The organism is Aminobacter sp. P4_H6_2 (assembly GCF_056400805.1).
Genome location: NZ_JBFUKO010000345.1, coordinates 1 through 5,777, shown reverse-complemented (window position 1 = coordinate 5,777; position 5,777 = coordinate 1). Strand labels below are relative to the sequence as shown.

Below are 5,777 nucleotides of genomic sequence, written 5' to 3'. Positions count from 1 at the left end.
ATACGGGGAGAAGGTCCCGGCAGGGGGATGAGGGGCGGCGCCAACACATCAAGGGAGGATACATATGGTCGGTGCATCGAAATTGGAAAGCGGCAGCGGCCCGATTCGCTACGGCATGGTCGGCGGCGGGCAGGGCGCCTTCATCGGCGGCGTGCACCGGATCGCTGCGCGCATGGACGGCGATTTCCAGCTTGTGGCGGGCGCGCTGTCGTCCAACGCGGAGCGGGCAAAATCTTCCGCTGCCGAGATCGGACTTGACCCGGAGCGCAGCTACACCTCGTTTGCCGAGATGGCCAAGGCAGAGGCCAAACGCCCCGACGGCATCGAGGCGGTGGCGATCGTCACGCCCAACAACATCCATTTCCCCGCCGCCAAGGCATTCCTCGAAGCGGGCATCCATGTCATCTGCGACAAGCCGCTGACGGCGACGCTGGCCGAGGCGAAGAAACTTGCTGCCCTTGTCGAAAAGACCGGCAAGGTTTTTGTCCTCACCCACAACTACACCGGCTATCCGATGATTCGGCAGGCGCGCGAGATGGTCGCCAAGGGACTGCTCGGCGATATCCGCGTGGTGCAGGCCGAATATCCGCAGGACTGGCTGACCGAGGATTTGGCCGCCACCGGCCAGAAGCAGGCGTCGTGGCGCGCCGACCCCAAGCAGTCGGGCGCAGGTGGTGCCACCGGCGACATCGGCACGCATGCCTACAATCTCGCCCGCTTCGTCACCGGTTTGGAGCTCGACAGCCTGTCGGCCGATCTCGACGCCTTCGTGCCTGGACGCTTGCTCGACGACAATGTCAACGTCATGCTGCGCTTCAAGGGCGGGGCCAAGGGCATGATCTGGGCGAGCCAGGTTGCGCCCGGTCACGAGAACGGTCTCAAGCTGCGCGTCTATGGCTCCAAGGGCGGCATCGAGTGGGTGCAGGCCGATCCGAACTATCTCTGGTACACGCCGTTCGGCCAGCCCAAGCAGCTGATCACCCGTGGCGGCGTCGGTGCCGGGGCGGCCGCCGCGCGCGTCACCCGCGTTCCGTCGGGTCATCCCGAAGGCTATCTCGAAGGTTTCGCCAACATCTACCAGGAGGCGGCACGCGCCATTCGCGCTGCGCGCAAGAAGGGCGGCAAGCCAGCCAAGGACGTCATCTACCCGACCGTGCAGGACGGCGTCGAAGGTGTCGCTTTCGTCGAGGCCTGTGTGCGCTCATCGAAGAAGAACGCTGCCTGGACCAAGCTTTAGTCATGTGGCCCGCACCATTGTTTGACCTATGTCAAAACCTCTGGGGCGCTGCGTGCTAAGCCTTCCCCGACGTCATCGAGAAAGGGGAATTGGATGTACAGCCACGTTCTTATTGCGACAGATGGATCGATCATTGCCCAAAAGGGTGTCGAGCATGGCCTCAAGCTGGCCAAGAGTGTCGGCGGCAAGGCCACCATTGTCATCGTGACAAAGCCATATCCGCTCCAGGGCACAACTGTGACGGGCTGGGTGGCGGGCGACAACGATATCCGCCGTTACGACGCCAGCCAGAAGGAATTTGCCGACACGGTTCTGGGATCTGCCAAACAAGTCGCCGATAAGATTGGCATAGCCCCTGAGCTCCTTCAGGTGACGGCCGATTCAGCGGCGGAAGCCATTGTCGAAAAGGCGCAGGAACTTGGATGCGACCTGATCGTCATGGCCTCTCATGGCCGTCGCGGGGTTGGTCGGTTACTCCTGGGCAGCCAGACAGCCAAGGTTGTCCAGTACGCCAAGACGCCAGTCCTCGTCGTCCGCTGATCAGCCTGGCATTTTGACCCTCCCCGCAAGGGGAGGGCGGGCTTCGATGCCCTCGTTATGCCTGGTCCACCGTCTTCGGAAACACCTTCCAGCGCTTGGGCCGGAATGCCACCCGGCTCTTCTGGGCAGCGGGGTGGCCGACCGGCAGCTCAATCTCGACCCTTTCCCTTCCGCCGCCGATTTCGAGTTCGACGCGTCTGGTTCCGGCGACGCGGCGGCTGGCGGCGACGGTGCCGGCGATGCAGCCATTGCAGTCGTCGAGCAGTTCGATGTCGTGCGGGCGGAAGTAGAGCACAGCCTCGCCGTCGGGCAGGTCGTGGGTGGCAAGCCCGATCGGCCGGTCGGCGATCCAGACATGGCCGTCCTCGATCTTGACCGGCAGCGCGCTCGATTCGCCGATGAAGCCGTAGACGAAGGGTGAGTTGGGGGTGTCGTAGACCTCGTCGGCGGTGCCGATCTGCTCGATGCGGCCCTGGCTCATCACCACGACGCGGTCGGCGAGTTCGAGTGCTTCTTCCTGGTCGTGGGTGACGAAGATGGTGGTGTGGCCGGTGGCGTCGTGGATCTCGCGCAGCCAGCGCCGGAGTTCGCGCCTGACCTGGGCGTCGAGCGCGCCGAAGGGTTCGTCGAGCAACAGCACCTTGGGCTCGATCGCCATGGCCCGCGCCAGCGCCACGCGCTGGCGCTGGCCGCCGGAAAGCTGGGCCGGGTAGCGTTTTTCCAGCCCCGACAATTGCACCAGATCAAGCAGTTCGGAGGCCCGGTTACGGATCTCGGCCCTGGTCGGGCGCTTGGCCGAGGGCCTGACCTTGAGGCCGAAGCCGATATTGTCGGCGACCGTCATATGGCGAAACAGCGCGTAATGCTGGAAGACAAAGCCGACATTGCGCTCCTGGATGGTGCGGTTGGAGGCATCCTCGTCGCCGAAAAAGATGGTGCCGCGGGTTGGCCGCTCAAGCCCGGCGATGAGGCGCAGAAGCGTGGTCTTGCCCGAGCCGGAGGGGCCAAGCAGGGCGATCAGCTCRCCCGACCTGATGTCGAGCGAGACATCGCGAAGTGCCGGAAACTTGGCGAATTCCTTGCGCACATTGGCAACGCGAACTTCCATGGTCGACCTCTGTCAGTGTCCGCGCGTGGCGGCGATCTCGGCACCGTAGCGGAGCTCGAGAAGGGTTTTGAGCACAAGCGTCACAAGCGCGAGGCCGGCGAGCACGGAGGCCACGGCAAAGGCGCCGACGGCATTGTATTCGTTGTAGAGGATCTCGACATGCAGCGGCATGGTGTTGGTCASSCCSCKRATRTGSCCSGARACCACCGACACCGCRCCGAACTCSCCCATGGCSCGCGCGKTGCACAACAGCACGCCGTAAAGCAGGCCCCATTTGATGTTGGGCAAGGTCACATGCCAAAACGTCTGCCAGCCATTGGCGCCGAGCGACAATGCTGCCTCCTCATCGCCGGTGCCTTGTTCCTGCATCAGCGGGATCAGTTCACGCGCAACGAAGGGGAAGGTGACGAAGACGGTGGCGAGCACGATGCCGGRCACGGCAAACAGAATGACGATGCCGTGCAGCTTGAGCCAGGGCCCAAGCAGGCTCGAGGCGCCGAACAGCAAGACATAGACCAGGCCCGAAATCACCGGCGACACCGAAAACGGCAGGTCGATCAGTGTGGTGAGGAAGGCCTTGCCCTTGAACTCGAACTTGGCGATGGCCCAGGCGGCAGCGACGCCGAAGACCAGGTTGAGCGGCACCGCAATGGCTGCGACCAGCAGCGTCAGCTTGATCGCCGAGATGGTGTCGGGCTCGTTGAYGGCGCTGAGGAATGGCCCAATGCCACGCGAAAACGCCTGCTCGAACACCACCACCAGCGGCAGCAGCAAGAAGATGGCGAGGAAAGCGAAGGCGATCAACATCAGCGCCGCACGCGCCAGCGGCCGCTCGGTCACCGCAAGCGAGGCATGCGCGTGATAGGCGTCGGCGGGGTAGAGCTCGGGATCAGCCATAACGTTTGCGGGTCCGCGCCTGGATGAGGTTGATGATCAAAAGCATCAGGAACGACAGCGCCAGCATGATCGTGGCAATGGCGGTTGCCGCGGCATAATCGTATTCCTCAAGCCGGATGACGATCAAAAGAGGCGCGATCTCGGAGACATAAGGCAAATTGCCGGCAATGAAGATGACCGAGCCGTATTCACCGACACCACGGGCGAAAGCCAGTGCAAAGCCGGTGATGACGGCGGGTGCGAGGCCGGGAAACAGCACCTTGGAAATGGTCTGGAAGCGGTTGGCGCCCAGGGTGGCCGCGGCTTCTTCGACCTCCTTGTCGATCTCTTCGATGATCGGCTGCACGGTGCGCACGACGAACGGTAGGCCGATGAAGACAAGCGCGATGACGATGCCCAGCGGCGTATAGGCGACCTTGATGCCGAGCGGCGCCAAAAGCGCGCCCATCCAGCCCTTGGGCGAATAGAGCGTGGTCAGTGCGATGCCGGCGACCGCCGTCGGCAGCGCGAAGGGCAGGTCGACCATGGCGTCGATGATGCGGCGGCCGGGAAAACGGTAACGCACCAGGACCCAGGCAACGATGGTGCCGAACACGACATTGATGCTTGCTGCGACAAAGGCGGTGCCGAAGCTGATCTCCAGCGCCTTGACGGTGCGCCGGTCGGTGGCGATGGCGAAGAAATCGGCCCAGCCGAGCGAGGCCGAACGCCAGACGAGCCCCGACAAGGGGATCAGGATGATGAGCGTGAGGTAGGCAAGCGAGAAGCCGAGCGTCAATCCGAAACCCGGAATGACGCTCGGCTGTCTGAACCGCCACCCCGCAAAGGCGGGTGATGTGGTCATTTCGTCCTGGTCTTTGCCTTACTGGGCCGGCTTGTAGATCTGGTCGAATATACCACCATCTCCGAAGTGATAGGGCTGCGCCTTTGCCCAACCGCCGAAAATCGGATCGTCGATGGACRCCAGCTTCAGCTTGTGCTGCTGTTGCAGGTCGGCGGCCGGCACCAGTTCGGGCTTGGACGGCCGGTAATGATGCTTGGCGGCGATGGTCTGGCCTTCCGCCGAGTAGAGATAGCTGAGGTAGGCTTCAGCGACCTTGCGGCTGCCCTTGGCGTCGACATTGGCGTCGACCACCGCGACCGGCGGCTCAGCCAGGATCGATTGCGGCGGGAAGACGATGTCGAATTTTTCGGCGCCGAATTCGTCGAGCGCCAGATAGGCCTCGTTTTCCCAGGCGAGCAGCACGTCGCCCTGCTCGCGTTCGGCGAATGTAACCGTCGAGCCGCGCGCGCCGGTGTCGAGGATCGGCACATGGGCGAAGAGATTGGCGATGTATTCCTTGATCTTCGTTTCGTCGCCACCAAACTGGCCGTTGGCCCAGGCCCAGGCGGCGAGATAGTTCCAGCGCGCGCCGCCCGATGTCTTCGGGTTCGGCGTGATCACCTGGACGCCGTCCTTGACCAGGTCGCCCCAGTCATTGATGCCCTTGGGATTGCCCTTGCGCACCAGGAAGATGATCGTCGAAGTGTAGGGCGAGGCGTTGTTGGGCAGGCGCGAGCGCCAGTCCGGATTGATCTTCTTCGACTTCTCGACGATCGCGGTGATGTCGCTTTCGAGCGCCAGCGTCACAACGTCCGCGTCGAGACCATCGATGACCGCGCGGGCCTGCTTGCCGGAGCCGCCATGCGACTGCTGGATCGTCACCGTCTCGCCGCTCTCGGCCTTCCAGTGCTTGGCGAAGGCTTCGTTGTAGTCCTTGTAGAGCTCGCGGGTCGGGTCGTAGGACACGTTGAGGAGCGTGGTATCGGCGAAGGCAAAGCCCAGGCCACCGAGTTGGACCGCGCCGGCCAGAACGGCCGAAAGCAGTATAGATCTGCGTGAAGTGGTCATTTCCGCCTCCGTTCGAATATGGTTCTACTCTATCGAACTGGTAGAAATTAGATGCACTGAACGTTTCGTATTTAGCCGCTCATGGGCAAAATACGGCCAAGCTG

General features: G+C 63.0%; 6 protein-coding genes. 2 read left to right on the top strand and 4 right to left on the bottom strand.

The genetic code is table 11. From position 1 onward, the window contains the following. The first annotated feature begins 64 nt into the window (after window positions 1-64). Window positions 65-1,237 (top strand): Gfo/Idh/MocA family protein, encoded by a 1,173-nt coding sequence (locus tag AC1DUU_RS21195; RefSeq protein WP_476785370.1) that lies wholly within the window; start codon window positions 65-67, stop codon window positions 1,235-1,237. A gap of 21 nt (window positions 1,238-1,258) precedes the next feature. Next, window positions 1,259-1,777, top strand: a complete 519-nt coding sequence (locus tag AC1DUU_RS21190) for a universal stress protein (protein ID WP_476785369.1) — start codon at window positions 1,259-1,261, stop codon at window positions 1,775-1,777. A 55-nt stretch (window positions 1,778-1,832) separates the two neighbouring features. On the opposite strand, the gene AC1DUU_RS21185 is transcribed toward AC1DUU_RS21190, so the two are convergent. Genes AC1DUU_RS21185 through AC1DUU_RS21170 form a run of 4 tightly spaced genes read right to left on the bottom strand, consistent with a single transcriptional unit; the run spans window position 1,833 to window position 5,673 of the window. Next, complete coding sequence (locus AC1DUU_RS21185) at window positions 1,833-2,885, bottom strand: sulfate/molybdate ABC transporter ATP-binding protein (protein ID WP_476785368.1); 1,053 nt, start codon at window positions 2,883-2,885, stop codon at window positions 1,833-1,835. A gap of 12 nt (window positions 2,886-2,897) precedes the next feature. Further along, window positions 2,898-3,782, bottom strand: a complete 885-nt coding sequence (cysW, locus tag AC1DUU_RS21180; protein ID WP_476785367.1) for a sulfate ABC transporter permease subunit CysW — start codon at window positions 3,780-3,782, stop codon at window positions 2,898-2,900. Further along, window positions 3,775-4,626: a sulfate ABC transporter permease subunit CysT gene (gene cysT / locus AC1DUU_RS21175; protein WP_476785366.1), complete on the bottom strand. Its 852-nt coding sequence runs from the start codon at window positions 4,624-4,626 to the stop codon at window positions 3,775-3,777. The genes cysW and cysT overlap by 8 nt, the downstream gene beginning before the upstream one ends. An 18-nt stretch (window positions 4,627-4,644) precedes the next feature. After that, window positions 4,645-5,673, bottom strand: a complete 1,029-nt coding sequence (locus AC1DUU_RS21170; RefSeq protein ID WP_476785365.1) for a sulfate ABC transporter substrate-binding protein — start codon at window positions 5,671-5,673, stop codon at window positions 4,645-4,647. Between the last annotated feature and the right edge of the window lie 104 nt (window positions 5,674-5,777).

Excerpts from the sequence above, each read along its gene's own strand:
- AC1DUU_RS21195 (WP_476785370.1), top strand. The coding sequence starts at position 65 with ATGGTCGGTGCATCGAAATTGGAAAGCGGCAGCGGCCCGATTCGCTAC.
- cysT (WP_476785366.1), bottom strand. The coding sequence starts at position 4,626 with ATGACCACATCACCCGCCTTTGCGGGGTGGCGGTTCAGACAGCCGAGC.